The organism is uncultured Psychroserpens sp. (assembly GCF_947501425.1).
In the GTDB taxonomy this organism is placed as follows: domain Bacteria; phylum Bacteroidota; class Bacteroidia; order Flavobacteriales; family Flavobacteriaceae; genus Psychroserpens.
Genome location: NZ_CANMVN010000005.1, coordinates 100,525 through 127,284, shown reverse-complemented (window position 1 = coordinate 127,284; position 26,760 = coordinate 100,525). Strand labels below are relative to the sequence as shown.

Sequence of the window (26,760 nt, the reverse complement as noted above, 5' to 3'; positions counted from 1 at the left end):
CCAAAAAAATACTACTTAAATGAAAGAAGGTTTTGCAGGAAAAATTGCCAAGGTCTTTATAGGGTCAAAGCTAACAGTACTATTAATGATTGTATTTATGGTCATTGGTGTGTACAGTTCGTTTTTAATTCCTAGAGAAGAAGAGCCACAGATTGATGTGCCAATGGCAGATATTTTTGTTGGCTATCCGGGAGCCAGTCCAACTGAAGTTGAATCGCGTGTCATCAAACCTTTAGAGCAACTCATTTCTAATATTAAAGGCGTAGAATATGTGTATTCCACATCGATGAAGGAGCAAGGTATGGTCATTGTTCAGTTTTATGTTGGTGAAGATATTGAACGCTCTTTTGTGAAATTGTATAATGAGATCAATAAACATATGGATCAAATGCCTGAAGGTGTTACTTTTCCATTGGTAAAAACAAGAGCCATTGATGATGTTCCAATGTTGGGATTAACCTTGTGGAGTGAGCATTATGACGATTATCAATTGGGTAAAATGGCTCAGGAATTGGAATCGGAAATTAAAAAGGTAAAAGATGTTGCCGTTACTCATAAAATTGGTGGAAGAGATCGACAGCTTAGGGTTGTTTTAGATAAAGATAAATTAGCTGCAAGCGGATTGGATTTTTTATCTGTCTCAGAGATGATCAAAGCCAGTAATTCACAATTGAACTCTGGAACATTTGATAAAAATGATACGGAGTATATTGTCAATACAGGCAGGTTTTTAGAGAGCGTTGAAGATGTTGAAAATCTAATCGTAGGTGTGCAGCAGCAACAACCCATATATCTAAAACAAATTGCAAAGATTATAGACGGACCTGAGATTCCTCAAAATTATGTGAGTTTAGGTTTTGGTCAAGGCAGTGAAAAATCATCAGATTATAAATCAGAGTATCCAGCGGTAACTATTTCTGTTGCTAAGCGAAAAGGTGCTGATGCCATGAGAATTGCCGATGTCATTATTGATAAAGTAGCGCACTTACGTCAAAATCTGATTCCTGATGATGTACATGTAGAAGTGACCAGAAATTATGGAGAGACTGCATCACATAAGGTTTCAGAGCTACTGCTGCATCTTATTGGATCTATTATAGCAGTGACCTTTGTGGTCATGCTTGCTATGGGATGGCGAGGCGGACTGGTTGTATTTTTATCAGTGCCAATAACCTTTGCATTGACTTTGTTGAGTTACTATATGTTAGACTATACGTTAAACCGAATTACGTTATTTGCACTTGTATTTGTAACTGGTATTGTGGTAGATGATTCCATTATCATTGCCGAAAATATGCACAGGCATTTTAAAATGAAACGCTTACCTTTTAAACAAGCAGCGTTATATGCAATTAATGAGGTTGGGAATCCAACCATTCTAGCGACTTTCACGGTTATAGCTTCAGTATTACCAATGGCTTTTGTTTCTGGATTAATGGGACCATATATGGCGCCAATGCCCATAGGTGCTTCTATAGCAATGATTTTATCTCTGTTTGTAGCCTTAACCATTACGCCATACTTAGGATATATATTTTTACGTGAGAAGGATAAAAAAGGAGCTAAAGACAAACCTAAAAAGCCTTTAGAAGACACTTTGATCTATAAGATCTATGAAAAATTCGAGCGTCCGTTAATTGAAAATTCAACCAAACGTTGGCTATTTTTAGGATTAACCTTCTTAGTTCTAATAAGCACAATGCTGCTGTTCTTTACAAATTCTGTTGCGGTTAAAATGCTGCCGTTTGATAATAAGAATGAATTTCAGGTAGTAATTGATATGCCAGAAGGCACAACTTTAGAACGAACAGCAATTGTGGCTAAAGAAATCTCACAATACCTATCAACACGACCAGAGGTAGTCAATTATCAAAACTATGTTGGGACGTCGGCTCCAATAACATTTAACGGATTGGTACGTCATTACGATTTGAGAGGAGGAAGTAATATGGCTGATATTCAGGTCAATCTAATTGATAAAAGCGAACGTAGTGCTCAAAGTCATGATATAGCTAAGCTATTACGTCCAGAAATTCAAAACATAGCTTCAAAGTATAATGCGAATGTTAAGGTTGTTGAAGTTCCGCCAGGACCACCAGTTTTATCTACTATTGTTGCTGAAGTTTATGGACCAGATTACAATACTCAAATAGAGGTAGCAAATCATGTTCAGAATATTTTGAGTACTACTCAAGATGTTGTTGATGTAGATTGGATGACTGAAGCTGATCAGGTAGAATATCAATTTATTATTGATAAAGAGAAGGCGATGTTGTATGGCGTGGCACCTAAGCAAATTGCCTATACCATGAATATGGCACTATCTAATAGATCACTAACGACTTTATATGATGAGGATGCTGTAAATCAAGTGGCTTTGGTGTTGGCTTTGGATGAAAAAGAGAAGTCTACTGTACAAGATATATTACAATTAAAAATTAAATCTAACCAAGGTCATTTAGTGCCGATAGGAGATTTGGTGAATAGTATTGAAACGACAAGTGCTAAGAGTATTTACAGGAAAAATCAAAAACGTGTAGTCTATGTTTTAGCTGATATGGCTGGCGAACTCGAGAGTCCGGCTTATGCTATTTTGGGTATGGAAGACAAGTTGAAAAATATCAAGCTGCCTGAAGGGTTTGAGATTAATGAAATGTATTTGGGACAACCTGATTTTGAAGATGATTATACGGTCAAATGGGATGGTGAGTGGCAAATTACCTTAGAAGTCTTTAGAGATTTGGGAATTGCCTTTTTAGGTGCTATTATTTTGATTTACATTTTAATAGTTGGATGGTTTCAAAACTTCAAGGCTCCAGTTGTCATGATGGTTGCTATTCCATTATCGCTCATAGGAATTATAATTGGTCATTGGATAATGGGTGCGTTTTTTACAGCGACTTCTTTTATCGGAATGATTGCTTTAGCAGGTATTATGGTAAGAAACTCAGTACTATTAATAGATTTTATTAATCTCCGATTGGATGAAGGTATTCCATTAAAACAAGCTGCAATTGAAGCAGGAGCTGTGCGTACAACACCAATATTGCTAACTGCAGGAACTGTTGTTATAGGTGCATTTGTCATCTTATTTGACCCAATTTTTCAAGGTTTAGCCATTTCACTAATGGGAGGAACAATAGTGTCTACAGTATTAACCTTGTTGGTTGTGCCATTAGTCTATTATATGATCGAACGTAAAAATCATAAATAATGAAATTAATCATAGTAACAACTGTCCAAGCATTCCACAAAGATGCGATTAAACTGTTTAAAAAAGCAGGAATTGAAAGTTTCAGTGTTTCTGAAATTGGTGGTTATAAAAATAGTTCCGGTGTGTCAATGACTGAAAGTTGGTTCGGTTCAGAACGATCAGGGAATGAATCCAGCATGTTATTTTCTTTTACTAATGAATCTCAGGTTGATATGCTCTTTGATTTAATAAAAGCATTCAATTTAGAACAAAAGGAGACCAACAACCCTTTACGTGCCATTGTTGTCCCTATCGAAAAATATATATAAACTTATAAAATTGAAAAGAGATGTTAAACACATATTTTAGAATTATTGTTGGTATAATGGTATTATTGAGCGTTGTACTGACGTTTTACGTAAACCAGAACTGGATGTGGTTTACAGTATTCATTGGTGTGAACCTAATACAGTCTGCTTTTACCAAGTGGTGTTTGTTAGAAACTATTTTATTAAAGCTAGGCGTCAAAAAGTAATTTTAGGCCACATTTTAATATGGTTTAGACATGATAATAAACAGGAAGTTTTTTCAGTCTATTTTGCCTCTTAAGTGTATTAGTTAGTTTTTAAACTGAGGTAAATGAAAACGCTCACTTAAAAAGTGAGCGTTTTTTACATCTAATATTTTATCAGATTGTATTTATAACTGAATTAGTTATTTAACATTACAGGCATAACCAGCATCGTCACATGCTCTCCTTCATCTAAACCATCTATAGGTGTTAAAATCCCAGCTCTATTTGGTAAGCTCATTTCTAGCTGAACCTGATCTGCACTAAGATTATTAAGCATTTCTGTTAAGAAACGAGAGTTAAAACCTATTTGCATGTCATCACCTTGATAATCACATGTTAAGCGCTCCTCAGCTTTGTTTGAGTAGTCAATATCTTCTGCGGAAATATTTAATTCAGCACCAGCAATTTTCAAACGAATTTGATGCGTAGTTTTATTAGAGAAGATACTTACACGACGAACAGAATTTGAAAATTGTGTTCTGTCTATGGTTAACTTGTTTGGATTTTCCTTTGGGATTACCGCTTCATAGTTAGGATATTTTCCATCAATTAAACGACACACTAATATTGAGTTTTCAAAAGTGAATTTTGCATTAGAATCGTTATATTCGATGGTAACCATATCGTCATTTGCAGCTAAAATACCTTTCAAAAGATTTAGAGGTTTTTTTGGCATAATAAACTCTGCTACCTGATCTGCTTTAATATCTTCACGTGTATATTTTACAAGTTTGTGAGCATCTGTTGCGACAAAAGTTAAACCTTCTGTTGAAAATTGGAAAAAGACACCACTCATTACTGGACGTAAATCATCATTACCAGCAGCAAAGATGGTTTTACTTATAGCTGTTGCCAGTATATCTCCTGCAATAGTCGTAGTACTCGGGTTGTCTAGTTCAACTGCTTTTGGGAATTCATTCCCATCTGCATATGCTAAAGCGTATTTACCATGATTTGAGCTAATCTCAACGGTATTGTTATCTTCAACAACAAAAGTCAATGGTTGCTCAGGAAACGTTTTTAAAGTATCGAGTAATAGGCGTGCTGGTAAAGCAATACTACCATCATTATCACTTTCTACGTCTAAGGTTGATGACATAGTAGTTTCAAGATCACTTGCTGAAACGGTTAGTTTTGAATCTTTTAATTCAAAAAGAAAATTATCTAAAATAGGTAACGTGTTAGAGTTATTAATAACTCCTCCTAGAACTTGTAATTGTTTTAGTAAATATGTACTGGATACTATAAATTTCATATGTTCCTTTTAATGTTTTTTACAATGTTGATGCTACAAATTGCGCAATACAAATATATCTCAAAGCTATTGTTTTATAAAACAAACTTATTAACAACTTACAATGCTTAAAAATGAAGATTTTTTGTAGGTGTTACAACTATTTCGAGTATCTTTTTTTTCTGAAAAACCCAAAAGCAAAACCAAATATGCCAAGAATAACAAGCGGTAAAGCAATGTTTATAATTTGCCATTTTGATTTTTGAGCTTCAATTTTTTCCGAATCTAAGAAAGCTAATTTCACTTCTTTGGTTCGAATGTTTATAAGTCCGTCGTCATTAAGAAGGTAGTTAACTGCATTTTCAAGAAACTCTTTATTTCCAAACTTTCGTTTGGTTAAAAATTCGAAGCCAAGTTCTTGCGGTTTATTTCTAATCACTTCATTTTTGATGACATCACCATCAGCAATAACAATCATTTTTGTTGTTTTACTTGTAGTCTTATCTTCTGAAATTTTAAACGGTTTAATACGCTTGTCATATACCGAAGTAAACTCGCCCTCGAGCAAAACAGCTAAAGTTTGATGCGGTTCTTTATAGTCCTCAGGATTAGGTTCTTGCGTCACGACATCTAAACTAATTTCTCGAGGTACACCTTGAAGTTTTGTGAGTTGTGAACTACGCAATAAGATGGTCTTGTTAATACCGTTTTTTAGCGTGTCAATCTGACTTGCGAAATCAAATTTAACAGGATCTAAATTGGTGGTTATCGGGTGGTTTGGATTACTAGCAGCCAATGGAGAATATTGCCATTGTAAACGTTGTAATCGTGCATTACTTCCTTCTCCAATAGACAACACAATAGGAGCAGAATACATATCATTAACAATCACAGGATTGACACGTACACCATATTTGAAGAAAAAATCGCTAAGATTTAAATCTCTATATACAGCAACACCTTTGTTGGTTTCATTCATTAAGCTGTCTCTGTCCATAATGATGCTTTCGGTAAGCCATAAGCTTTTTCCACCGTTCATTGTGTATTGATCGAGAACATATTTTTCATTTTCTGAAAAAGCCACACTTGGTTTAGCCGAAATGATTAAATCATAGGCTTTGATATCGTTCAATGTTTTTTCTGGATTAGACGCTACGCTATCTAATGTAAAAGGCGCTAAAAAATAATGCTCTCCTAACTTTTTAAGAAGATCTGCAATATATATATCACTTAATTGTCCGTTGCCTTTTAAAACGGCTATCTTTTTTTGCTTCGGATTCACCAGCTTCTTAAATGCTTCTGCAAAAGCATATTCAAGATTTTGAATAGATCCATTAACTAATTCCTGATCAGTCGCTCCAATTTTATTTTTGATTAGCGGAATAATGACCGTTTGTTCATTATAGCTTGCTAAAGCCCAAGGTATGATGAGCTCTTGAGACGTTTTTCCACTCTCTTGAATGTTTATTTGGAAAGGTTGCAAGCCACGTTGTGAGAGTTGCTGCAGGTTTTGGTCTCTGGTGTCTTCATTGTCTAACGGATTGATAAAATCAAATTTTACATTATTGTTATACACAGTAAATTCTTCCAGAAGCTGCTGTGTTTCATTCCGAAGTCGTCTAAATTCCGAAGGAAATTCACCTTCAAGAAATACATCAATGATTAGAGGCGAATCTACATCTGCAATAGTTTGTAAAGCCTCGTCAGATAAGGTGTAACGTTTATCTTTGGTGAGATCAAAACGTTTATAAAAATGATCTGAAATCAAATTGATAGCAATTATAACTACTAAAGTGATAACAATGGTAATGATATTTCTTTTAGTTTTCAGCATCGAATTTTATATCTTCTTTATAGAGGTTTAACGCAATTACTTTATCGTTGTCAAAAATAATTTCTACACATTCCTTTTGGGTATTAAAAGCACCAGGTTCAATACCCAAGCTATAATTCCATCTATTGGTATCGTGAGCTTTTTTTTCATCGTCCCATGACAACCATTCGTAAGTTCCTAAAAGTGCATTAACCTCACTTTTAGTTTGTCCTATTAGTAGTTCCGAAGTCATCATATCATCTGAAAGTTCATAGCGCAAGGCTGGTTTTTCTTTCCATAATTGAGATGAAAAATATTTTTGATGATGATATGAACTAAAAATATTGATCATAGGGTAAAGTGCATAGAAATACACAATAGGTGTTAAGACCAAGCTGACTAAAACAACTAACCATTTACGTTTGTCTATGGTTCTCACAAATAAGAACATAAGTACAAATACTATGCACATCAATATAATTAGTGGTGCAGTAATGATCATTGATTAGCGTGTTTTATATTCAGTTTGGTTAGTATTATAAATAGTGCAGTGATACTCAAAAAATAAATGATATCTCTAGTATCTAAAACACCACGACTCATGCTTTTAAAGTGCGATTCCATACCTAACTTTTCAATGTAAAACGCGTCGCCAAAAAGATTGTAATTTGATAAGCCTTCAAATCCGAAATAAAAAAAGAAGCATATAAAAACAGCAACTATAAAAGCGACAATTTGATTATCAGATAGGCTGGAGGCAAATACACCAATAGCAGTATATGCTGCAACTAAAAATAGGAGCCCGAAATAGGAGCCCATCACGCTTCCAACATCCAGATTTCCTTCGGGATTACCTAATTTTGATATGGTAAAAACATATAATAATGTTGGGATTAAAGCAATAATGATTAGTATGAATGCGCCTAAATATTTACCTAACACAATGTTTAAATGACTAATAGGCTTGGTAAGTAACAACTCTAAAGTTCCTTGTTTTTTCTCATCAGCAAAACTACGCATGGTTACTGCAGGTACTAAGAAAATTAGAATCCAAGGCGCCAATAAAAAGAAGCTGGATAAATCAGCAAAACCATTATCAAGAATATTAAAATCACCTTTAAATAACCATAGGAAGAGTCCGTTTAATAATAAAAACACCGCAATAACCAAATAGCCAATGGGCGAGGCGAAGAAGGTGTTGATTTCTTTTTTTAGAATTGCTAGCATTATTACTATTTCAATAGTTAGTATTCAAAGTTAATATTAAATGACTCTTTAACGCATAGTCCTTTTGATTTTTCTGAAATCAAAAATCAGGTTATAGAATAAATTATTCAAGAGAAACCAATTTATCCACACTCCAAGCTTCAGGTTTGGCATTAAATAAAGGTTTGGTTTTTGCCCAAACCCCTTTAAATAAATCGGAGTGTCTGTAATTTTCTAAATCATTTTCCGATCTCCAATAACTATACGTAAAAAAAATGTTTGTATTGTGTTTATCACGATAGAGTTCTAAAAACTGACAACCTTCAAATGCTCTTATCTTTGCTTTGCTCAGATCAAAATTATGGAGAAACTCTTCAATATTTTCAGGATCAAAACTCATTTTTACAATACGTACAAACATAGATTAAATTTTAGAAAAATTCACAGTCACAGTATCCATGACCTTCAATCCCATAAGTGAAGAAGCGCTACCTACAGTTGCATTATCACTTTTATAGACTGCAATTTCAAGATATCCAGATGAATTGAAAACAACCAGACCTTTTCCTTCGTCATAACGTTTATCTTCCGGAACCTCGAAATTAATAGCATCACTATATTTATCGTATATCTTTTTAAACTTGTAGCTGCGTGCAGAAATCTCATAATCACGTGTTTTTTGTACAGTCTCAAAGAATTTACGTTTTATGTTTGTGATCACATTTCCGTAGTTGTCCACATAGATCACACTACCAATGATTTGATTCTTTTCATCATTGACAAACGGTATTAAATTTTTGATAGGCTTTATGGTGTTGATAACCTTACCAATAATCTCCAATGTGCCACCTCGCGCAATATGACAAGCCACATTGACAAAAACATCCAATACAGGAAAACTAGTTGCAACACGATCATGGATATTGATTTCTACAATTTTTTGTGGTGCTATTTCTGAACAAATCATGCTCATAATGCCATTGTTTGCACAAATAAAATAATGATCGTCTAATTTTACAGCAATGTGTTTGTTTTCTGGATTGAGCTCAGAATCGATACCAATCACATGTATAGTGCCCTTTGGAAAACTACTGTACGCATTCTGAATGATATAAGCTGCCTCAGGAACATTAAAAGGCGCAACCGAATGTGAGATATCAACAATTCTCACATCTGGTAATTCGCTGTAAATAGCTCCTTTAATGGCACCTGCAAAGTGATCTTTCTCGCCAAAATCGGTTGTTAATGTGATGATTGCCATGTATTGCCTGCAAAAATTTTATACTAGGTTAAAGCGTTATTTTGAAGTTTCATAAAACTGTTAAAAACTAATCATATTTTAACCTTAGGGAAACCTATGGAATAAAATAGTTTAATTATTTTTGATTATGATGTTGTCAAAACACGCCTTGGTTTGTCTCATCACAAAACTAATAAAACAAAACAGATTAATTTATAATTCGTATCGCTTTTGAATGAACTTATTTTAGAACTAGAAGAAATTACTCCCAAAGAATTTTTTGGAGCTCAAAATGCCAATATTAAAACACTTAAAGAATACTTTCCTAAACTTAAAATTGTAGCGAGAGGCAATAAAATAAAAGCCTATGGAGACGAAGACCTGCTCGAAGAGTTTGATCGTCGTATGAATATGCTAATGGAGCATTTTGGTAAGTATAATAAACTCGACGAGAATACAATTGAACGAGTGTTGACAAGTCAGAGTAGTGATGATTACACAACTTCAGATCAAAGTGGTGAAGTCATTGTACATGGTGTTAGTGGTCGTATTATCAAAGCGCAAACCGTTAACCAACGCAAATTGGTGGAGAGCATGCGTAAAAATGATATGGTCTTTGCAATTGGTCCTGCAGGAACTGGTAAAACCTATACAGGTGTAGCATTGGCAGTTCGCGCACTCAAAGCTAAAGAGGTCAAGCGGATTATTTTAACACGTCCAGCTGTTGAAGCAGGTGAGAACTTAGGGTTTCTTCCAGGTGATCTCAAAGAAAAATTAGATCCTTACATGCAGCCGTTGTATGACGCGCTTCGCGATATGATTCCTGCGGAGAAATTAGCTCATTTTATAGAGAACGGAACCATTCAAATTGCACCATTAGCATTTATGCGTGGTAGAACATTAGATAATGCTTTTGTTATTCTAGATGAAGGTCAGAATACCACACATGCGCAAATGAAAATGTTCTTGACACGAATGGGTAAAAATGCCAAATTCTTACTTACAGGTGATCCTGGACAGGTCGATTTACCACGTCGTACCATTTCCGGATTAAAAGAAGCCTTACTGGTACTTAAAAATGTAGATGGTATTGGTATGATCTACCTTGACGATAAAGATGTAATACGTCATAAGTTGGTTAAAAAAGTGATAGAAGCATACAAGAGTATAGAAAACAGAGATTAATTTTTTTAGAAGCTATTCCAGCTGTCGGCAGTCGCTTCCTACATAGCTTTTCAGCGTAGTAGGAGAGCTCCAACAAATGCCTCCATCTGGGCTAGGAGATAGATAACAATATAACAAGCATTTATTCGTGGCAAATCAGAATAACACCATAACCGAATCTAATTTCAATTTCCCAAACCAGAAAAGTGTATATAAAGGGAAAGTAAGAGAAGTCTATAACATCAATGATGAAGAGCTCGTCATGATTGCTACTGATCGTTTGTCGGCTTTTGATGTGGTCATGCCTAAGGGGATTCCATATAAAGGTCAGATCTTAAATCAGATCGCTACCAGTATGATGAAGGCTACTGAAGATTTAGTGCCAAATTGGCTCACTGCAACACCAGATCCTAATGTTGCTGTTGGTCATTTATGCAATCCCTTTAAAGTAGAAATGGTGATTCGTGGTTATATGTCTGGTCATGCTGCCCGTGAATACAAAGCTGGACGACGATTATTATGCGGCGTTGAAATGCCTGAAGGTATGAAAGAGAATGATAAATTTCCAGAGCCTATCATTACGCCTGCTACTAAAGCCGAAATGGGAGATCATGACGAAGATATCTCTCGTGAAGACATTTTAAAACGTGGTATCGTTTCCGAAGAAGATTATCTAGTACTCGAAGATTATACGCGTAAACTTTTTCATCGCGGAACAGAGATTGCAGCTTCTCGCGGACTCATACTCGTAGATACTAAATATGAATTTGGCAAGACTAAAGATGGAAAGATTGTACTCATTGACGAGATTCATACACCAGATTCATCACGTTACTTTTATGCTGATGGTTATCAAGAGCGTCAGGATGCTAATGAACCACAAAAGCAGCTCTCAAAAGAATTTGTTCGACAATGGTTGATTTCAAATAACTTTCAGGGACTCGAAGGTCAGAATGTACCAGAAATGAGTGATGCTTATATAGAGACTGTAAGCGAACGTTATATCGAACTCTATGAGAATATCATGGGAGAATCTTTTGTTAAAGCAGATGTGTCTAATATTCAGGCTAGGATAGAGGCTAATGTTTTAGCGTATTTGAATGCTTAGTTAAACTTTACTTGGTAATTCTCCAAAGCGTTCTTTAAAACTTTTTGTGAAATATGAAAGGTTAGAGTAGCCAACGGCATAGGCAATTTCCGATACTGATCCAGATTTTGACTTTAGCATTCGATGTGCTTCATTTAGACGTATTTCTGTGATTAGTTGATTTGCCGATTTACCAGAGATTGCTTTGAGTTTTCTGTGCAGTTGTGATCGACTAAATCCTACTTCTCGTGCAATGTGTTCAACGCTTAATTGATCGTTAGCAAGGTTAGTTTTAATTGTCTTGAACACATCTTGTAAAAATTTATCGTCAATTGATGTAACATCGATGTCATCAACGAGAAGCATATCTAAGGCTTTAAAATGTTCCCACAGATGTTTTCGAGAATCTATTAGATTCTTCATCTGCAGTAGTAGCTCTTTATCATCAAAAGGTTTTGTCATAAAAGCATCGGCTCCTTGTGTAAGGCCTTCAATTCTATTCGATTGACCAGCTTTAGCAGTGAGCATAATAATTGGAATGTGACTTGTTTTTGTGTTTGTTTTTAAAATATGACAGAGTTCATATCCATCTTTTTTGGGCATCATGACATCACTAATTATAATATCAGGAACATGTTCAAATGCCATACGTTCACCTTGAAGGCCGTCTTTTGCTATGATAACAGTATAGGATTTAGAGATAATTTCAGAAATGTAGTGTTGTAAATCATTATTATCTTCAACAATAAGAGCAATAGGTAATTCTCGAATAGTTTTAGTGATTACTTCAGATTGCTCATCTAATTCATTTACAGTGACATCCAGTTCTTTTGTATCAATCAATTCTGATTTTGAAATTACTGAAATGGCTTCAGGTAAATTACTTAAGGTGATAGGTAATCTAATTTTAAAAGTAGTTCCTTTGCCTTTAGTACTGTCTACACTGATAGAGCCATTATGCAAGTCCACTAATTCTTTTGTTAAAGCCAGTCCGATTCCAGAACCTTTCTTTTCACTACCTTCAACTCTATAAAACCTGTCAAATATTCTAGGTAATTCTTCTTTGGCAATACCTTTCCCTGTATCTGAGACTTTGATAGTTATATGAGTATCATTATATGCTACAGTTACTGTTACAGATCCATTTTCAGATGTATATTTGATAGCATTAGATAGTATATTAGTGACTATTTTTTCTAGCTTGTCTTTATCGTAAAATGCACGCTCAAATTCTTCTGGGAAACTGGTGTTTAAGCTTATGTTTTCTCGTTCTGACATGCTCTCAAATGAAAAAACAATAGATCTCAAAAATTGTATAATCTCTCCTTGTTTTAAAGACAAATGTACTTGTCCACTTTCAATTTTTGACAAATCCAGTAGTTGATCAACCAAATTATGCAATCGAGAGGTGTTATTCTTTATAATCTCATAATTTTTCTTGCTCAGAATAATGTCATCGTCATCGTTGTTCTTATTTTGTGCACGATTAATCGGTCCTGAAATTAGCGACAATGGAGTTCTAAATTCATGACTAATATTAGCAAAAAACCGTGTTTTAATATCATCAAGATCTTTTATACGTTGCATTTCTGCATAAGTTTTTTGAGCTTTCAATTTTTCCTCTTGATTTTTCAATGATAATTGTTGCTGCCTGTAAGCGATTCCGAAAGAGTAAATTACAATTTGTAGAAACATTCCAGTAACATAAGGATCAATGACGATTTTACTAAGTCCAAAAACACCCATTGACCATAATGAACCAATGATCATGCATCCTGATGCTATTATAGATCCAAATCCAAAATACTTGGTTAATGTATCTTTTTTGAACAAAATTATAACTGACAATATGAAACTACAAAACGAAAAGACAGCTATAACAATAGAATGAATTCCAATACTTAGAAATAGTGGTTTTGCATCATATGATAAAACATAAATTGTAGTTATTAAAATTTCAACAATTAGTAAAACAGAAAGTCCTAGAATGAATTTGTCTAGAGTTGGATATTTATTTTTGGAATCAATAAATGAACGTCCGAAAAACCAGAACATATAGAACATGCCATTGGCAATTAAATACCATAGAATAAATCTAAAATTGGTAATTGAACCAATTATTATACCAATTGTCATGGCTTGGGTAAGCGTACAAAACATTAACCAAATTGAAAACCATAAAAAGACACGTTCTTTTAAATAAAAATATTGCAGTAGGTGGTATAAAAGAATAATAAAAGTCACACCAAACATAAAAATATTAAAGCTGTTGTTGAATTGGAATATATGATGGTAATAGGGTTGTTTAGGACTTCTTAGTGTCGCATTAAAATAAGCAGGATAACCCAATTGATTCCCTTTAACTCTAATAATTAGAGTAACTGGCTTTTGTACAGGAAGATCATCAAGACCCACTTGATTTAAGACCCAATTGGCTTTGGTGTCGCGATCTTTTTTGGGGTACTCAACACCAGATTTCTTATGAAAAATCAATTTCTCATTGACATAGCCATAGATATCAACTGTGCCGTTACTCTTAATCCACGCTGGAGGTCCAATGAAGCGATCCTCAAGATGAAGTTTCCATCCATTTAAATGCTTATTAGTGATAAGCTCCAATTTGCCCCAGTAAGCTGTATTCGATTTAAGAATTTTTTCAAACTGGGCTCGGTTTTTAAAAGATAAAGTCGAATCCTTCAATATGTCATTTGCTGTAATTGCATCAGTGTTATCCTCTATAATTTTTAAATCACTCATTAAATCATTAACAGGAAAAGTTGTGTCTACCTCATAGTAGTTCTGACCATAACTACAGCATGATATGAGAACAGCAAATAAAAAGATGTTTTTGATCATTAGATACAATTTACAAGTATAATCTTTGAAAAGATACAAAAATGTATACGCTCTATAAATGAGTAACAAATATCTAAATAGTCACGATGAGAAGTTAGCAATAGTATTGCATCTCTTAACACTCATGTTGCATATCTGATATTATGAAACAAAAATGTTAATAATCAGTAAGTCTGTATTAACCAGATTTGGAACCTTACTGTAGATTTACGCTATCAATAATTTAGTGAAGAATTAAAAATTTCTCTTATGAAGCGAACAGAATTTATTAAATCATCGATAGCAGGATTAAGTATGTTTTCAATTTCTAAACTTGGAGCTTACAGTCGGTTGTCCTCAGATAAGAGTATATCTCAAGAACCTAAACTTATTAGAAACAAGGATGGTATAAAGCAAATTGTATTAGGAGATCATCAAACAATTAAACTTGAAAGCACAGATACAAATGGACTATATACCCTAATTGAACAACATAATAATCCAGGAATGAGTATACCAAAACATGTTCATGAAGATGAAGATGAAGTGTTTCATGTATTAGAAGGACGCTTGGAAATAAGTATTGGAGAAAAAGTAAAAGTATTGTCTGCTGGAGATGTTGTTTTTTGTCCGAGAAAGGTGCCTCATTCATGGAAAGTAGTAGGTGATAAAAAAACCAAAGTTATGCTGAGTATATTTCCAGCGGGATTAGAAAATATGTTTTATGAAATGGCACAATTGCCTGAAGGTCCACCCGATCTTAAAGTTGTATCACAGATATGTGAAAAATATAATATTCGATTTGTTTAATACTAAAAATTTAAAAATTATGAATTACAGAAAAGAGTGTTTAAAAGTCTTATTACTAGGTATTGGGTTAAGTGTTTTAGTTGCTTGTAGTAGTGACGACGATAATAATACGCCACAATTAGAAGCATGGGAAATTGAAGTAAATCAGATGAAAGCCATGACGTCTCAGTATGTAGATTTTAATCAAGCTGTAGATGAAGGTCGTATTGATGTGTCAGGTTATGTACCCAATATGGGACATCACTATCTAAATCCTGCACTTTCAGATGGTGTTTTTGAAATCAACAAACCTGAAATCATCTTGTATGTGCCAGATAGTAATGGTGATATGCAAATGGTTGCTGTAGAGTATTCAATTATACCTGATGATCCTGATAATCCAGGAAATCCACCAGAAGGATTTACAGGAGATCAAGATGTTTGGCATTTTAATGAAATGATAGGGCAATGGCAATTGCATGTTTGGACTGTTTTGGATAATCCAGATGGTATTTTTGCACCACATAATCCTGTAATTGGAGATTAAAATTAAGTTAGTCAACGTATAGCCATATACAATTGTTGTTATGTTTAATTTGAGAGCTGTTGATTTACAACGGCTTTCTTTTAAATAAATTAGGAATGAATCATAAAAGTAAAATGACTATAATTATCATAGTTATTGGTTGGCTGATGTTCAGCGTCAGTTTATATGCTCAAGTCGGCATTGGAAACACAGATCCTAAAGCATCTCTTGATATTTCTGCATCAGATATTTCTGTTCCAACGCAAACAGATGGTATTTTAATCCCTCGGGTATCAAATTTAGCCAATAGCTCTTTAATGACATCAGATCAAGATGGTATATTGGTTTTTTATACAGGTAATGCGAACTCTGGAAAAGGATTTTACTATTGGGATCATAATTCAACCTCATGGATTATTCTCAAAGGTGGTAATACGCTAGATGAAGCCTATAATCAAGGCGGAAATGGTAATGGAAAGGAGATTTTTGCAGACAATGGAGCCTTAAGTGTTAGGAGTTCTGGTGGCCTTATGGTCTCTGGTAGCCTAGGTTCAGGTTCTGTTATAGAGGACGCTTCAATTGGAAATCATTCAAGAATGTTTTTTAATCCTAGAAAAGGAGCTTTTAGGGCAGGAAACACTTATTCTATAAGTTGGAATGATGCTAATGTTGGCAATAATTCATCTGCCTTTGGAAATAATACATTAGCTATAGGTGAAAACTCGTCTTCCTTTGGTTTGAATTCATCAGCATTAGCATGGAACGCTTCAGCATTTGGTAGAAACACAGAGGCTTCAGGTGCACAATCGACATCATTTGGTAGAAACACAACTGCTCCTTCTTACGCCGAATTTGTTGTTGGTTCCTATAACACGACATATACGCCTCAAAGTGCAAGTTCCTTTTGGCAATCAGATAGAGTTTTTGTGGTAGGAAATGGTACAGGTACAGGATCTAATGCTAGTAATGCCTTAACAGTATATAAAAGTGGACGGATAGAAATTAACGATGCCTATAGTTTACCTGTGAATGATGGACTAGCTGGTCAGGTATTAACAACTGATGGAATGGGAACATTGAGTTTTGAGAGTAAAAATGAATTGGCAAAAGTTTTTGTTGGTCCTAATATTACGCAACCACCTGGATACGATAAAATTAATTTCTCAAATGAATATTTTGATTTAGGCAATAATTTTAATTTAACTTCAGATCGATTTACTGTTAGTCAAGTTGGTTACTATAGAATCAATAGTGTTATGAAAGTTACTATGAGTAGTAGTACTGCTTTAAGTACTTTTGGTCTTGCAGTTTATGTAAACGGCACTTTGCGATATGAGAGATTACTTAGAGCAAATGGTGTGTCAGGTAGTGATTTTAGTATCACTTTAGATACAATTCTTCAACTAAATCTTGGTGATTATATAGAGTTGTATTCCTATAAATCTGGAGGTGTATTTTCTTCTGACTTTTTTATCAATGGCTCAGGAAACACCTTTTTAGAAATTGAGCGTATTAGATAGAATTATAAAAACACTAAATGAGCTTATTATTTATCTTTTAAGCACATTTACCAGTTTTCTAACACCTTTGTAGATAAACGCATTGGTTTTTACATAATGAAATGAGATCACACACACTACAAACATAAATACGATGGCTCCAATAATGGCCTGAATTGGATTGAGATCATGATACAAGAAATGCTTTAGTCCTATACCTGTAAAACTCCCAAAAATGATGATAAAATGAATAACGTAGATCGATAAAGTTTTTTGTCCAACCTTTCCAATGAGTGATCCTTTTAAAAACGGTTCAGCAGCATAGAAGACGCCAAAGAGCAGTAGCACATTTCCGAAGCGTGTAAATAAATAATTATAGTAAGCTGAGGATTTAAATAATTCTATATCTGTCCAGAAATATAATTTCATTAAAAACCATGATGAATATTCAACAAGTAAGCCTCCAAAAATAAAAAACGCAATAACGGTCAACAATCTAAACCTGTTTCTATGTACATGAGAAAAGAATATTGTAGCTAGAAATCCGCCAAATGCAGTAAAGCCAAACCACGGTAAAATAGTAAAAATAGAGCCATTAGTTTTGGTCATATAATTTGCTACAACCAATGGAATATGACTTAAGTCTAAATGTCGATATAAGGGTTCAGTCAAAAAACATAAACAGCCAACACTAAATAGTACAAGAGATAGCATTCTTAAATGCTGTCTTAATAGTACGTAGAAAATGATGAGTAGAATAATTGAAAGTCCGATACATTGCAGAACATCTACCACAAAAACATAATTACTAAATTCACCCCTAAACCATCCCCAAATATCAATTCTTAAAGCGTAACCAATTGCTAATAACAATAAGCCGCGATACAATCCTTTCTTTATTCTTGGGTTGTCTTCGCATTTAGCTTTAGCTCTTAAGAGTAGGTATAAAAACACCAGACCGGAAATAGTGAAAAAAGTTGGTGCAGTGATACCTCTAAAATAAGACCATACATTAAAAATAATATTTGATTCGTCTCTGTAGATCGGATTTAGAAGTGTGTCTATAAAATGGCCTTGGAGCATCATTAGTATAGCAAATGCTCGCACAGCATCAATAAAAAAGATACGATTGGTTTTCAATAGTTGCTAATTTCTGGAGATAAATATACTTTTAATTTTTATGCTTCACTAAGTTTAATATCTTAGTTACATCAATCAATACCCTTATATGGAGCAACTCGAATCGATTTCTGGAAAATTTTCTGACTTGGCTTGGGGAATTCCTCTGTTAGTATTACTTATTGGAGGCGGACTCTATTTACTTATCCTCTCCAGGTTTTTGCCATTTCGATTTTTTGGTCATGCTATCCAGGTTCTGAGAGGTAAATATGATGATCCTGATGATCCTGGAGAAATTAGTCATTTTAAAGCCTTAACCACAGCGTTGTCTTCAACCATTGGTATGGGAAATATTGCTGGTGTCGCTTTAGCGATTTCAATTGGAGGGCCAGGAGCTATGTTTTGGATGTGGATTAGTGCTATTGTTGGAATGTCAACAAAATTTTTCACCTCGACATTAGCTATCATGTACAGAGGAAAAGACAGCAATGGCGAATTACAAGGTGGTCCGATGTATTTTATAAGAGAAGGGCTAGGAAAAAACTGGAAGTTCTTGGCTATTATGTTTTCTGTCTTTGGTATGTTAGGAGCACTTCCGGTAGTTAATGTTAATCAGTTAAAGCAAGCCATAAATGATATTATTTTAATTCCAAATGGCGTTGAGGTAAGTCTGTCTTCAAATCTTGTAATTGCAGCGGTATTAGTTGTTGTTACTACTTTGGTGATTCTTGGAGGATTAAAACGAATTAGTAACATTGCTTCTAAAATGGTACCATCTATGGTGATTCTATATTTTGTTTTGGTATTGATTATTCTGGTTATAAACTACTCAGAAGTCCCTAAATATTTTGTGATGATCTTCACAGATGCTTTTGAAGGAAACTATCTCAGTGAAGAGAAATATAAAGATGTAGTTGGAGGTGTTTTGGGAGCTCTTGTTCTCTTAGGAATAAAACGTGGAGCTTTTTCTAACGAGGCTGGAATTGGAACAGCACCAATGGCTCACGGCGCAGCTAAAACAGATGAACCAGTACGTGAGGGACTTGTGGCAATGCTCGGACCAGTAATTGATACCTTGATTGTATGTACATTGACCGCTTTAGCTATTTTAGTTACAGGTGTTTGGCAAACTACAAGCGACAATGGTGTGAGCTTAACAGCATCTGCATTTCAAAATGCAATGCCAGGTTTTGGGCAATACTTATTAATGATTTGTGTATTTATATTCAGCATTTCGTCGTTGTTTTCCTATGCTTACTACGGAAAAAAATGCATGTCTTTTCTCGCTGGTGCACATAATAAGAAGTATTACAATTACCTCTATATTTTAAGTATTGTATTAGCTGCAACTACTGAATTTGAAGTCATGATCAATTTCATTGATGGAATCTTTGCGTTTATGGCGATTCCAACAATGTTGGCTACTATTGTTTTAGCGCCTAAAGTGGTTAAAGAAACCAAATCATATCTTAAACGGTTTCAGGAAAATCGTTGACAAGAATCGTTTCTTGTAATCCATTACTTACCTAAATATACTCGTTTTGTATATATCGTGCTAATTTGATATATTTATGCTAAATTAATATATATGACAGTAGATTTATGTCCAAATTGTGGTTCTGATCATTACATTAAGAGCGGAATAGTTAATGGTAGACAGCGTTATAAATGCAAAAAATGTAATTATTTTTTTTCGGTAAATAAGATCGGAAAAAAAATTGACGATTATTATGTAAACAAGTCGCTTCAACTGTACTTAGAAGGATTAACCTATCGTGAAATTGAACGTATTTTAGGGATTTCTCATGTGAGTATCATGAATTGGGTTAAGAAGTATAATATCAAGAGACCATACAATTCAAATTACCATCCAACATATAAAATATTGAATGCTACAGAGCTAGGTATATATTTTCAAAATTCTGAAAACATAAAGGGAGCTGGCGTCGTTGTGACAGAGTTAGGAGATAAGTTTATGCTTATAAAATGGGAGCGTTTTAAAGATTAGTATAATAAATTAACAAATAGATATAGTCATTTTTTCTTCAAGAATAGTTTTTTAGAGCTTAGTACTGCACACAAAATCAATTAACTACTAACTAACATTTTCAAAACTATGAAGAAACAATCACTCATATTGATCGGCCTATTAATGGCCTTTCAATGTATTAATGCTCAAGGTTCACCTGATTACACAGGCGGATTAAAAGTAAAATTAAATGAAGATGGTTCTAAATATTTTAGAGTCATTTCCTGGGCTCAAGTTCAGGCTAACTACAATACAGATGAGACTTTCGATACTAATGGCAACGAAAACAGTAAATTGAATTTCAATCTACGTCGCGCCAGAGTCTTGATGTTTGCTCAAATCAACAAAGATTTCTTAATTCTTACACATTTTGGATTGAACAGTTTAACAAGTACCACCTTAAGTCCGACAGGTAAAGGTGATGGTTCACAATTGTTCTTTCATGATGTATGGGCACAATACAATGTAGGTAAAGATCACACTATTGGTGGTGGATTACACTATTTTAATGGTATTTCCAGACTCAATAACCAAAGCACCCTCAATATGATGACCTTAGATAATCACCGTCAGTCATGGGCTACTATTGGTTTATCTGATCAGTTTGCGAGACATTTAGGTGTTTTTGCTAAAGGTAAATTTGGCAAATTACAGTATAGAGTTGCAATTAACGATGCAGCTGTGTCAAGCTTAGATTCTAGAACTGCAGTAGCTAATGGTGCAGCGGTTTACAATGGACGATCATCATTAGGTTCAAAAGATGCTGGTAAAACATTTGCTGGGTATTTCGACTATAACTTTTTTGATCAGGAATCTAATTTTTTACCATATAAGGTTGGAAGCTATTTAGGAGGAAAGAGAGTCTTTAATGTTGGTGCAGGTTTCTTTTTGCATCCTAAAGGATCTGTGATTGATACTGGTACTGACACTGCACCAAATCTCGAAGGAGAAGATGTATCCATTTTTGCTGTCGATGCCTTTTATGATGCACCAATTGGAGAGGATGGTAGTGCCTTAACAGCATATGCTGTATTTCAATCTAATGACTACGGAAAAGATTATTTGTTTAGTGCCTATGGTACAGGTAGTATGCTCTATGCACATGTTGGATATGTGTTTGCTGGAGATAAGGAGAAAACCAGATATCAACCTTATGTAAGTTATGGTACTCATAGCTATGATGCTGTTAACGACGATAGAAATACATTAGGTATTGGTGTGAATGCTTATATGAGTGGTCACAATTCAAAATTAACCCTAGAATATAAGAATCAGAAATTTGGTGCTTTAGATGCGAATACCATTTCGCTTCAAGCTATGATATATCTATAAAAACTAACTATTATGAGTGAAAAACAAAAACACGCAACAGCGTATTGGAAAGAAAATTTAAAGTACCTAGTAATCCTGTTATCCATATGGTTTATTGTGTCTTATGGCTGCGGAATACTATTTAGAGAAGAACTAAATGAAATTAGACTTGGAGGTTTCAAACTAGGCTTTTGGTTTGCACAACAAGGATCAATTTATGTATTCGTAATTCTAATCTTCGTCTATGTAAGATTAATGAATAAACTAGATAAAAAATACGGTTTCGACGAGTAACCTTAACTAAAAAATAAATATTATGAGCGTACAAACGTGGACTTGGATATTAGTAGGGGTTACATTTGCCCTGTATTTCGGAATAGCAATTTGGGCCAGAGCTGGTTCAACTAAAGAATTTTACGTTGCTGGTGGTGGTGTTTCACCATTAGCTAACGGTATGGCAACAGCAGCAGACTGGATGAGTGCTGCATCATTTATCAGTATGGCAGGATTGATCTCTTTTATGGGATATGACGGTTCTGTATTCCTCATGGGATGGACAGGTGGTTATGTGCTTCTCGCATTACTGTTAGCGCCTTATCTTCGGAAATTTGGAAAATTTACAGTACCAGATTTTATTGGAGATAGGTACTACTCAAACACCGCTAGAACAGTAGCCGTTATTTGCGCATTAATTGTGTCGTTTACTTACGTCGCTGGACAAATGCGTGGTGTTGGGATTGTATTCTCGCAATTCTTACAGGTAGATATTAATATAGGGGTAATTATTGGTATGACTGTAGTATTGATCTTTGCCTTTTTAGGCGGAATGAAAGGAATTACATACACTCAGGTGGCACAATATTGTGTGCTAATCTTTGCCTTTATGGTTCCGGCATTCTTTATTTCAATGCAAATGACAGGTAATATTATTCCTCAGATTGGAATGGGAGGTACTGTTGAAGATGGCTCATTTCTGCTGGATAAATTAGATACATTACATACCCAACTTGGATTTAATGAATACACCAGTGGAACAAAATCAACTTGGGATGTTTTTGCAATCACACTAGCCTTAATGGTTGGAACAGCAGGATTACCTCACGTTATTGTGCGTTTCTTCACAGTTCCTAAAGTTAAAGACGCTCGTAAATCGGCTGGATATGCGTTATTGCTTATTGCAATTTTATATACAACAGCTCCTGCAATCGCAGTGTTTTCAAGAACAAATCTGATAGAAACCGTTAGTGATACGGAATACAAAGAAATTCCAGAATGGTTTCAGAATTGGGAAAATACAGGATTAATTGCATGGTCTGATAAAAATGGCGATGGTAAAATTCAATATGTAGCTGGAAGCGCATTAGAAGGAAAAAAACCAGTTTATACAGACGCTAGAGGTGTTAATGGTGAACGATTAATATCAAATGCTGATGCTAATACAGCTAACGAATTATACGTAGATAGAGATATCATGGTATTAGCTAATCCTGAAATTGCAAACTTACCAAATTGGGTAATCGCTTTAGTAGCTGCTGGTGGATTAGCAGCAGCATTATCTACAGCTGCTGGATTATTGTTAGTGATCTCGACATCAATATCTCATGATTTAATTAAAAAACAGATCAAACCAAATATTTCTGAAAAAGGAGAATTGATGGCAGCACGTATTGCCATATTAGTAGCGATAATTATTGCTGGATTATTTGGAATTTATCCGCCTGGATTTGTCGCCGCAGTGGTCGCACTTGCCTTTGGGTTAGCGGCAGCATCATTCTTTCCAGCGATAATTTTAGGAATTTTTGATAAACGAATGAATAAACAAGGAGCTATTGCAGGTATGATTGTTGGTATTGTACTCATGTTATTCTACATGATCAGATACAAAACCGGTTTAATTGGTGTTATGGATCCAAGACCTGCTAGCGAGTGGTGGTTTGGAACATCCCCTGAAGGATTTGGTACTATAGCCATGTTGGTTAATGTTGTTGTTTCTGTGATTGTATCTAGAGCAACTGCAGCACCTCCTAAAGATGTTCAGGAATTGGTTGAAAGTATAAGAATACCTTCTGGAGCAGGTGAAGCTTCTAGTCATTAATTTTCTTGTTCTGGTCTGACAATCATTTCAGTCTCACTGAAATAAAGAACAACATGTAAATTAATTAGTTAGTTAGAAACAGTACTGCAGTATTGCAGTACTGTTTTTTTTCTTAGATTTAGATTTTATAATAGATATCCTAAAGTTAATCTTGTGAAAAAACGTCACGAACAGAAACTCATTGTATTATCAATCGCATTATTTCTGATATTTAATATCCCTTTTGTGTTGATTTTTAATTTGGAAGGTGCCATACTTGGTATTCCTACTTTTTATTTTTCAGTGTTTTCTATTTGGTTGTTGTCCATAATCATTTCATATATCGTCTTAAAACGCCATTATGAATAATTACACATTGGTCATTATTATCATCTTCTATTTAGCAGTGTTATTTTACATTGCTTTTCTTGCTGAAAAAAAACGACAAAGTAAATGGGTTAATAACCCATATGTGTATACCTTGTCTCTTGCTGTTTACTGTTCAGCATGGACTTACTATGGAAGTATTGGTATTGCAGCAAATTCTGGAATTGATTTCTTACCTATATACTTAGGTCCAATCATAGCAGCACCTTTATGGATCCTACTACTTAGAAAGATAATTAGAATTTCAAAACAGCATAAAATATCATCGATTGCAGATTTTATCTCTCTACGCTACGGAAATCATCGGTTTTTGGGAGCATTGGTCACACTAATTTGTTTGTTTGGCACATTGCCTTACATTTCACTACAGCTAAAAGCAGTGTCTGAAACTTTTGAAATTATGGCTGATGAAACAAGCTATATTTCAACAACTATACTTGACGATTCTACTTTTTATGTCGCTTTGCTCTTAGCTATATTTGCCACCTTCTTTGGAACGCAAAATACAGACGCTTCAGAGAAACATAAGGGTATTATAGCATCTGTAGCATTTGAATCCATATTAAAACTCGTCTTCTTTTTGGTTATCGGAGTGTATATTACATTTTATTTATTTGATGGAACCACTGATATTTACGAGCAGATTTCTTCAGCAGAAAATTTTGAAGCGTTAACTAGTTTGGAAGGTGTAGAGGATGGATTCAACTGGTTTTTCATGATAGCTTTATCATTCATGGCTATATTTTTATTACCCAGACAATTTCAAGTTTCGGTATTAGAGAATAACAGAGAAAAACATCTAAAGAAAGCCATATGGTTATTTCCACTTTATCTATTGTTATTTAATGTGTTCGTTATTTTTATAGCTTGGGCAGGAAAGCTCACATTTGGAACTTCTGCAAATCCCGAATACTATACGTTATTGTTACCATTATCACAAGGGAATTCATTCTTAGCCACTTTAGTATTTTTGGGAGGTTTTTCAGCAGTAATCTCAATGGTGATCGTATCTACTCTGGCATTGTCAACTATGGTAAGTAACAATCTTATTATTCCTTATGGTTTTTTAGATAAGTTTATTAAAAACCAACCAGAACGTAATTTTAAGTACATAAAGAATATTCGTCGTATTTCAATCTTTACAATTATAATTGTAGCGTATTTCTTTTACGTATCCTTTTCAAAAGAATTGTCCCTGTACGCTATTGGTTTAATTTCATTTGTGATCATCTCTCAATTAGCGCCATCCTTTTTTATAGGCTTATTCTGGAATCGAGGATCTTCCAAGGCAGCAATCATAGGAATGATATCTGGTTTTGCAGTAGCTTTTTATACTTTGGTATTGCCATTTACATTGCAAGCTTACACAGGAACTGATGATTTTGTGCAATACGGTCTCAATGGCATTACTGCTTTAAAGCCCTATGCCTTATTTGGTATAGATTTCCTGAGTCCGCCAGCACACGCATTCTTCTGGAGTATAACTGTTAATGTATTATGTTATTTGGTATTTTCTTTGACTTCAAAAGGGCATTACAGAGAACGTAATTATGCCGAAATGTTTGTTGATAGTAGAAATTTCACAACACTTCAAGATAGTGCTTTGGTATGGAAAGGAGAGGCTTACGTAGCCGATATCAAAAATGTTTTGGTAAAGTTTTTAGGTGAAAAAAGAGCTAACCGAGCATTACATATTTTCTTTACCAAGTACAAATTATCTCCCGATACTCAAATGGCTGATGCGAGATTAATTAATTTTTCTGAAAAATTACTCACAGGTAGTATTGGTAGTGCTTCAGCAAAAATATTGATTGCAAGTGTAGTAAAGGAGGAACAGATTAGCTTAGTTGAAGTATTGAAAATTTTAGAAGAGTCAAAAGAAAATATAGTTAATAATAAAGTGCTGCTCGAAAAATCTAACGAATTGTCGCAATTGTCCTCTAAATTAAAAGATGCTAACGAAGAATTAATCTCTAAAGACAGACAAAAAGACGAGTTTTTAGATACAGTTGCACATGAATTAAAAACACCAATTACTGGTATTCGTGCTGCTACAGAACTACTCATGGATGACGATGATGACATGCCAAAAGAAATGAAGACACAGTTTTTAAAAAATATTCTTCAGGATTCGGATCGATTGGGTCGATTAATCAATAATATTTTAGATTTTGAAAAGTTAGAAACTGGGAGACTTAATTTAGATATCCAACGCCACGATCTCCAAAAAACAATTAAAAAGGCCTTATCAAGCATTACTCAAATTGCAGTTAATAAAGGTATTAAACTTAAAAATAAGAATCCGCATGCTTTTAAACTTAACTATGATGAAGATCGTATCCTCCAGGTGCTAACTAATTTGTTATCCAATGCAATTAAGTTTTGTGAGATTCAAAAGGGCAAAATTATTGTAGATTATAAATTAGGAAATGGATATGTTGAAGTTTCTGTATCCGACAATGGTAAAGGGATACCAGATGAAGATCACGATTATATTTTTGATAAATTTTACCAATCTAAGCATCAAAATACAATCAAACCTCAAGGTAGTGGACTCGGTTTGGCAATTACAAAACAAATCATTGAAAAACACAAAGGTAAAATTTGGGCAAAAAAAGATGTAAAAAAGGGCGCAACACTTGTTTTTACGCTACCTTTTAAGTAAATTGTAAACGTTTTA

The 26,760-nt window shown here is 34.4% G+C and carries 22 protein-coding genes; 14 read left to right on the top strand and 8 right to left on the bottom strand.

What is annotated here, in order from left to right; genetic code table 11:
- Nucleotides 1-19 precede the first annotated feature (19 nt).
- From Q0951_RS09075 to Q0951_RS09065, 3 genes are read left to right on the top strand one after another with little or no spacing between them, the layout of a single operon-like run.
- A complete protein-coding gene (locus Q0951_RS09075) occupies nt 20-3,214 on the top strand; it encodes an efflux RND transporter permease subunit (RefSeq protein WP_299336266.1) in 3,195 nt (1,064 codons plus the stop codon).
- The gene (locus Q0951_RS09070; RefSeq protein WP_299336265.1) at nt 3,214-3,522 is read left to right on the top strand and encodes a hypothetical protein; all 309 of its coding nucleotides are present in this window, start codon (nt 3,214-3,216) and stop codon (nt 3,520-3,522) included. Before Q0951_RS09075 ends, Q0951_RS09070 begins: the two co-directional genes overlap by 1 nt.
- Nucleotides 3,523-3,542: 20 nt before the next feature.
- A complete protein-coding gene (locus tag Q0951_RS09065; protein ID WP_299336264.1) occupies nt 3,543-3,728 on the top strand; it encodes a DUF2892 domain-containing protein in 186 nt (61 codons plus the stop codon).
- Nucleotides 3,729-3,903: 175 nt separating this feature from the next.
- Here Q0951_RS09065 and dnaN read toward each other — a convergent pair whose 3' ends face one another.
- From dnaN to Q0951_RS09035, 6 genes are all read right to left on the bottom strand, one after another.
- Nucleotides 3,904-5,022: a DNA polymerase III subunit beta gene (gene dnaN, locus Q0951_RS09060; protein ID WP_299336263.1), complete on the bottom strand. Its 1,119-nt coding sequence runs from the start codon at nt 5,020-5,022 to the stop codon at nt 3,904-3,906.
- Nucleotides 5,023-5,161: 139 nt separating this feature from the next.
- Entirely contained in the window at nt 5,162-6,835 is a 1,674-nt protein-coding gene (gldG, locus tag Q0951_RS09055) for a gliding motility-associated ABC transporter substrate-binding protein GldG (protein WP_299336262.1), read from the bottom strand.
- Nucleotides 6,822-7,316: a hypothetical protein gene (locus Q0951_RS09050; RefSeq protein WP_299336261.1), complete on the bottom strand. Its 495-nt coding sequence runs from the start codon at nt 7,314-7,316 to the stop codon at nt 6,822-6,824. The genes gldG and Q0951_RS09050 overlap by 14 nt, the downstream gene beginning before the upstream one ends.
- A complete protein-coding gene (gene gldF, locus Q0951_RS09045) occupies nt 7,313-8,041 on the bottom strand; it encodes a gliding motility-associated ABC transporter permease subunit GldF (RefSeq protein WP_299336260.1) in 729 nt (242 codons plus the stop codon). The genes Q0951_RS09050 and gldF overlap by 4 nt, the downstream gene beginning before the upstream one ends.
- Before the next feature lie 103 nt (nt 8,042-8,144).
- The gene (locus tag Q0951_RS09040; RefSeq protein ID WP_299336259.1) at nt 8,145-8,441 is read right to left on the bottom strand and encodes a putative quinol monooxygenase; all 297 of its coding nucleotides are present in this window, start codon (nt 8,439-8,441) and stop codon (nt 8,145-8,147) included.
- A 3-nt stretch (nt 8,442-8,444) separates the two neighbouring features.
- Nucleotides 8,445-9,281 (bottom strand): SAM-dependent chlorinase/fluorinase, encoded by an 837-nt coding sequence (locus tag Q0951_RS09035; RefSeq protein ID WP_299336258.1) that lies wholly within the window; start codon nt 9,279-9,281, stop codon nt 8,445-8,447.
- Between the two features lie 210 nt (nt 9,282-9,491).
- Here Q0951_RS09035 and Q0951_RS09030 point away from each other — a divergent pair, with 210 nt between their 5' ends.
- Both Q0951_RS09030 and Q0951_RS09025 read left to right on the top strand, forming a co-directional pair.
- Complete coding sequence (locus Q0951_RS09030) at nt 9,492-10,445, top strand: PhoH family protein (protein WP_299336257.1); 954 nt, start codon at nt 9,492-9,494, stop codon at nt 10,443-10,445.
- Nucleotides 10,446-10,572: 127 nt separating this feature from the next.
- Nucleotides 10,573-11,532: a phosphoribosylaminoimidazolesuccinocarboxamide synthase gene (locus Q0951_RS09025; protein ID WP_299336256.1), complete on the top strand. Its 960-nt coding sequence runs from the start codon at nt 10,573-10,575 to the stop codon at nt 11,530-11,532.
- Here Q0951_RS09025 and Q0951_RS09020 read toward each other — a convergent pair whose 3' ends face one another.
- A complete protein-coding gene (locus tag Q0951_RS09020; protein ID WP_299336255.1) occupies nt 11,533-14,367 on the bottom strand; it encodes an ATP-binding protein in 2,835 nt (944 codons plus the stop codon).
- 249 nt (nt 14,368-14,616) lie between these two features.
- Here Q0951_RS09020 and Q0951_RS09015 point away from each other — a divergent pair, with 249 nt between their 5' ends.
- The 3 genes from Q0951_RS09015 (at nt 14,617) to Q0951_RS09005 (ending at nt 17,181) form a co-directional block, all read left to right on the top strand.
- On the top strand, nt 14,617-15,156 hold the full coding sequence (locus tag Q0951_RS09015) for a cupin domain-containing protein (RefSeq protein WP_299336254.1): 540 nt from the start codon (nt 14,617-14,619) through the stop codon (nt 15,154-15,156).
- 19 nt (nt 15,157-15,175) lie between these two features.
- Entirely contained in the window at nt 15,176-15,682 is a 507-nt protein-coding gene (locus tag Q0951_RS09010) for a hypothetical protein (RefSeq protein WP_299336253.1), read from the top strand.
- Between the two features lie 95 nt (nt 15,683-15,777).
- A complete protein-coding gene (locus Q0951_RS09005) occupies nt 15,778-17,181 on the top strand; it encodes a hypothetical protein (RefSeq protein WP_299336252.1) in 1,404 nt (467 codons plus the stop codon).
- Between the two features lie 30 nt (nt 17,182-17,211).
- Here the strand turns inward: Q0951_RS09005 and Q0951_RS09000 are convergent, their stop codons facing one another.
- Complete coding sequence (locus Q0951_RS09000) at nt 17,212-18,300, bottom strand: heparan-alpha-glucosaminide N-acetyltransferase domain-containing protein (protein WP_299336251.1); 1,089 nt, start codon at nt 18,298-18,300, stop codon at nt 17,212-17,214.
- 88 nt (nt 18,301-18,388) lie between these two features.
- Here Q0951_RS09000 and Q0951_RS08995 point away from each other — a divergent pair, with 88 nt between their 5' ends.
- From Q0951_RS08995 to Q0951_RS08965, 6 genes are all read left to right on the top strand, one after another.
- A complete protein-coding gene (locus Q0951_RS08995; RefSeq protein WP_299336250.1) occupies nt 18,389-19,774 on the top strand; it encodes a sodium:alanine symporter family protein in 1,386 nt (461 codons plus the stop codon).
- Between the two features lie 93 nt (nt 19,775-19,867).
- The gene (locus Q0951_RS08990; RefSeq protein WP_299336249.1) at nt 19,868-20,287 is read left to right on the top strand and encodes a helix-turn-helix domain-containing protein; all 420 of its coding nucleotides are present in this window, start codon (nt 19,868-19,870) and stop codon (nt 20,285-20,287) included.
- Nucleotides 20,288-20,395: 108 nt separating this feature from the next.
- Nucleotides 20,396-21,640, top strand: a complete 1,245-nt coding sequence (locus tag Q0951_RS08985; RefSeq protein WP_299336248.1) for a hypothetical protein — start codon at nt 20,396-20,398, stop codon at nt 21,638-21,640.
- 12 nt (nt 21,641-21,652) lie between these two features.
- A complete protein-coding gene (locus tag Q0951_RS08980; protein ID WP_299336247.1) occupies nt 21,653-21,913 on the top strand; it encodes a DUF4212 domain-containing protein in 261 nt (86 codons plus the stop codon).
- Between the two features lie 22 nt (nt 21,914-21,935).
- Nucleotides 21,936-23,714, top strand: coding sequence for a sodium:solute symporter family protein (locus Q0951_RS08975; RefSeq protein ID WP_299336246.1), 1,779 nt, complete (start codon nt 21,936-21,938; stop codon nt 23,712-23,714).
- A 340-nt stretch (nt 23,715-24,054) separates the two neighbouring features.
- Nucleotides 24,055-26,745, top strand: coding sequence for a sensor histidine kinase (locus tag Q0951_RS08965; RefSeq protein WP_299336244.1), 2,691 nt, complete (start codon nt 24,055-24,057; stop codon nt 26,743-26,745).
- The last annotated feature ends 15 nt before the right edge of the window (nt 26,746-26,760 follow it).

Bases quoted from the DNA above. Each gene is read 5' to 3' on its own strand.
- Q0951_RS09075 (WP_299336266.1), top strand. From the start codon at position 20: ATGAAAGAAGGTTTTGCAGGAAAAATTGCCAAGGTCTTTATAGGGTCA.
- Q0951_RS08995 (WP_299336250.1), top strand. From the start codon at position 18,389: ATGGAGCAACTCGAATCGATTTCTGGAAAATTTTCTGACTTGGCTTGG.
- Q0951_RS09065 (WP_299336264.1), top strand. From the start codon at position 3,543: ATGTTAAACACATATTTTAGAATTATTGTTGGTATAATGGTATTATTG.
- Q0951_RS09040 (WP_299336259.1), bottom strand. From the start codon at position 8,441: ATGTTTGTACGTATTGTAAAAATGAGTTTTGATCCTGAAAATATTGAA.
- Q0951_RS09070 (WP_299336265.1), top strand. From the start codon at position 3,214: ATGAAATTAATCATAGTAACAACTGTCCAAGCATTCCACAAAGATGCG.
- Q0951_RS09050 (WP_299336261.1), bottom strand. From the start codon at position 7,316: ATGATCATTACTGCACCACTAATTATATTGATGTGCATAGTATTTGTA.
- Q0951_RS08985 (WP_299336248.1), top strand. From the start codon at position 20,396: ATGAAGAAACAATCACTCATATTGATCGGCCTATTAATGGCCTTTCAA.
- Q0951_RS09015 (WP_299336254.1), top strand. From the start codon at position 14,617: ATGAAGCGAACAGAATTTATTAAATCATCGATAGCAGGATTAAGTATG.
- Q0951_RS09005 (WP_299336252.1), top strand. From the start codon at position 15,778: ATGAATCATAAAAGTAAAATGACTATAATTATCATAGTTATTGGTTGG.
- Q0951_RS09020 (WP_299336255.1), bottom strand. From the start codon at position 14,367: ATGATCAAAAACATCTTTTTATTTGCTGTTCTCATATCATGCTGTAGT.
- Q0951_RS08980 (WP_299336247.1), top strand. From the start codon at position 21,653: ATGAGTGAAAAACAAAAACACGCAACAGCGTATTGGAAAGAAAATTTA.
- gldG (WP_299336262.1), bottom strand. From the start codon at position 6,835: ATGCTGAAAACTAAAAGAAATATCATTACCATTGTTATCACTTTAGTA.
- Q0951_RS08975 (WP_299336246.1), top strand. From the start codon at position 21,936: ATGAGCGTACAAACGTGGACTTGGATATTAGTAGGGGTTACATTTGCC.
- Q0951_RS08990 (WP_299336249.1), top strand. From the start codon at position 19,868: ATGACAGTAGATTTATGTCCAAATTGTGGTTCTGATCATTACATTAAG.
- Q0951_RS09035 (WP_299336258.1), bottom strand. From the start codon at position 9,281: ATGGCAATCATCACATTAACAACCGATTTTGGCGAGAAAGATCACTTT.
- dnaN (WP_299336263.1), bottom strand. From the start codon at position 5,022: ATGAAATTTATAGTATCCAGTACATATTTACTAAAACAATTACAAGTT.
- gldF (WP_299336260.1), bottom strand. From the start codon at position 8,041: ATGCTAGCAATTCTAAAAAAAGAAATCAACACCTTCTTCGCCTCGCCC.
- Q0951_RS08965 (WP_299336244.1), top strand. From the start codon at position 24,055: ATGAATAATTACACATTGGTCATTATTATCATCTTCTATTTAGCAGTG.
- Q0951_RS09010 (WP_299336253.1), top strand. From the start codon at position 15,176: ATGAATTACAGAAAAGAGTGTTTAAAAGTCTTATTACTAGGTATTGGG.